General features: G+C 68.2%; 3 protein-coding genes. All 3 read right to left on the bottom strand.

Going from position 1 to position 3000, the window contains the following annotated elements; translation table 11 throughout:
* Nucleotides 1–97: 97 nt before the first annotated feature.
* Nucleotides 98–445, bottom strand: a complete 348-nt coding sequence (locus tag GXY47_14645) for a hypothetical protein (GenBank protein NLV32378.1) — start codon at nt 443–445, stop codon at nt 98–100.
* Nucleotides 446–781: 336 nt separating this feature from the next.
* On the bottom strand, nt 782–1630 hold the full coding sequence (locus GXY47_14640) for a hypothetical protein (protein NLV32377.1): 849 nt from the start codon (nt 1628–1630) through the stop codon (nt 782–784).
* A 167-nt stretch (nt 1631–1797) separates the two neighbouring features.
* Nucleotides 1798–3000: response regulator (locus GXY47_14635; GenBank protein ID NLV32376.1), on the bottom strand; the 1203-nt coding region annotated here is incomplete at its 5' end.

Here is a 3000-nt window from a genome sequence, read left to right as displayed (position 1 = left end):
TCCATGTCCCGGCCCTCGTTCCCTTCCGCCACGCTCCGCCGCGCCATGCGGTGGCGGGCGAAGGTCGCGCGCACGGCGTTGAAGAATACGGCCGGGATCATGGCACGGATGACGATGCCCGGTCCCCGGCGGCTCCCCGGGGCAAGGGCGTCGATGCGCCCGGCAGGCAGGGGGCGAAAGCCCCGATGGCGAAGACGCGCGAGCTCCCGGCCATGCCGAAACCGAAACCGGCGAAGAGGGCACGGTCCACGAGCGATGTCCGCGGCAGGATGCGGAACATGACAGACAAAGTGCCCGCCCCCGCCACGATGAAGGCAAAGAGGATCCCGCCGTCAAGGGCGCCGTCGATGTCCGGCTGGCTCTCGAGCCTGGGCCAGAAGAACCCCTTGCGTCTCGATTCATCGCGCCCTGCGGCGGTCCGGGAAGGATTCAAAATCGGGCTCATGGCGCCCCCCGGCGTATTCTGATTCATCAGGTTATTGGAAAGGCCCGCCGTTATGGCCCGATCAACCGCACGGGTAGGACCACGAAGGACCGCCTGCGGCCAATCCATCGGTAGCCCGCTCGCGCGGCCGGACGGAGGGTGCCGATTCCCGATCATCCGGGGCGTTGCCGGCCAGGCCGCGGAGGCACGGTCCAGGATGCTTTTTCTTCCTGCGCCCCGGAGACAAACCTTTTCCGCTCCCGTCCCCGATCAGGGATGATTCCGATCGGGCGCACCAAAAAAAAGGGCGCGCCCGCGGGACGCGCCCCTTTCGTGATACTCGTGTCGGCCGGGGGGCTAGAAATTGAAGACCACCCCGAAGGAGAGCTTGAGGTTGTTCAGGCGGCTCGAGGCGCCGGTGGAGCGGATCCGGGTGGTGTCGGTCGACCACACCTCGCCGTCGTCGTAGTCGACGGTGGTGGCGGTGACGTCGGTCTTGATCCGGTTGTAGGTGGGGGCGTACTCGGCCTGGATCAGCCGGATGCTCACGTTCTTGCCCGCCTTGAGGTCGATGCCGCCGCCGAAGGCCATGGCGAGGTTGGTGTCCCCCTTGAGGCTCCCGGTGATCGTCGTGACATCCTCGTCGGAGTAGACGCTGTCGCCGTAGTCATCGACATAGGAATCGACGTAGCGCACGTTGACGTCGTCGGCCGTCATCTTCGAGACGCCGAAGAGGGCGTGGGCGAAGGGGCGGACGATCGAGTCGTTGTTCCAGCTGAACTGGGGCCCGAAGAGCACGTTGTAGCGCCGGTAGTCGGCCTTGCCGGCCATGCTGGTCGTGTTCCTGTAGGTTTCGTCGTAATACTCGTTCTCGTAGTCGCCCGTCATCGCGGTGTCGATGTCGAGCGTGCCGTAGTGGCCGCTGAAGTTGGCCTTGATCCCCACCCAGCTGTTCAGGTTGCGGGTCAGGGCGAAGTCGAAGCCGTTGGTGATCACGGCCTCGTTCATGCTCGTGCCGTACCCCTCGGGGCCGTCGTAGCCCATGAGGCGGGGCGACATCCCTCCGAGTGCGAGGTTGCTCGTACTGAGCAGGTCCCCCTTCATCATCGAGTAACCGCCGAAGACCTCCCAGTCGGGGGCGTCCTGGGCCACCGCCGTCGCGGCGAGGGCCAGCATCATCAACATCACCGGTGCCATCTTTCTCATCTGTAAATCCTTTCTTTTCTTTAAAACGCGGGCGCCCGCCCGTGGGGGCAGGCCTCTCCCGGCCCAACCGTTCGCGAATTTGCGCCGCTTCCGGGAAATCTGCTGGTGCCCCCCGTGGGACAGGGCCCGGAAGCTCTGGGGTCATATCGGCCGGGACGTGCGGGTGCTTACGCTTTTTCGCCCGCGGGCGCCGAATCGAGCACTTCGCGCACCCTAAGCGCCAGCTGGCGGGGAGAGAACGGCTTCTGCAGGAAGGCGACCCCCGTCTCGAGCACCCCGTGGTGGGAGATGGCTTCGTTGTCGTAACCGGAAATGTAGAGCGCCCGGATGCCGGGGCGGATCGCGCCGAGGCTCTCGACGAGGGCGCGCCCCCCCATCCCCGGCATGACCACGTCGCTCACCACCAGGTGGATAGGTCCCGGGTGCTCCCCGGCCACCCCGAGCGCCTCGGCGCCGTCGGCCGCCTCGAGCACCGTGTAGCCGCCGCCGCGCAGCACCCGGCCGGCCAGCGCCCGCATGGCCGGCTCGTCCTCGACCAGGAGGATCGTTTCCGCTCCCCCTGCGGTCGCCCGGGGCCGGCTCTCGGGCGCCGGCGGGGTGAGCGCGTCCCGGGCGGGCGGGAAGAAGACCTCGACCGTGGTCCCCTCCCCCTTTGCGCTCGCGACCCGGATGAAGCCCCCGCTCTGGCGCACGATGCCGTACACCGTCGAAAGCCCCAGCCCGGTCCCCTTCCGCTTCGGCTTGGTGGTGAAGAAGGGCTCGAAGATCCGCTCCCGGGTTTCGGCGTCCATCCCCACCCCGTTGTCGGCGACGGCCAGCCGGACGCAGGGTCCGGGCGCCGCCCCCTCCTCCCGCGCCTCCCCGACCTCGACGCCCCCGCTCTCCACCCGGATCCTTCCGCCCGCCGGGAGGGCGTCGCGCGCGTTCACCACCAGGTTCATCACCACCTGCTGCACCCTGGCCGGGTCGGCGTGAATCCACCCCGGCCCGGGATGGAAGTCCAGTTCGATGTCCTCCCGGATCATGCTCCGGAGCAGGGGCCTCATCTCCCCGATGACGGGGCCGAGGTCGAAGGTCTCCGGCTGCAGGATCTGCCGGCGCCCGAAGGCCAGCAGCTGCGACGTCAGCGCCGCCGCCCGTTTGCCCGCGTCGCGCACGTGCTCCAGCTCCTCCCGCAGCGGCTCCCCGGGGGCCACCTCCTCGAGCGCCAGGTCGGTGTAGCCGTTGATCACGTTGAGGAGATTGTTGAAGTCGTGGGCCACGCCGCCGGCGAGCACCCCCACCGCCTCCATCTTCTGCGCCTGCAGGAACTGCGCCTCGAGCCGCTTGTACTCGGTGATGTCGCGGAGCACCCCCACGATCTGCCGGTT

It is taken from the genome of Acidobacteriota bacterium, assembly GCA_012729555.1.
In the GTDB taxonomy this organism is placed as follows: domain Bacteria; phylum Acidobacteriota; class UBA6911; order UBA6911; family UBA6911; genus UBA6911.
The sequence above is the reverse complement of the archived record's forward strand: the minus strand, read 5'-3'. Positions and strand labels throughout refer to the sequence as shown.

Bases quoted from the DNA above. Each gene is read 5' to 3' on its own strand.
- GXY47_14645 (NLV32378.1), bottom strand. From the start codon at position 445: ATGAGCCCGATTTTGAATCCTTCCCGGACCGCCGCAGGGCGCGATGAA.
- GXY47_14640 (NLV32377.1), bottom strand. From the start codon at position 1,630: ATGAGAAAGATGGCACCGGTGATGTTGATGATGCTGGCCCTCGCCGCG.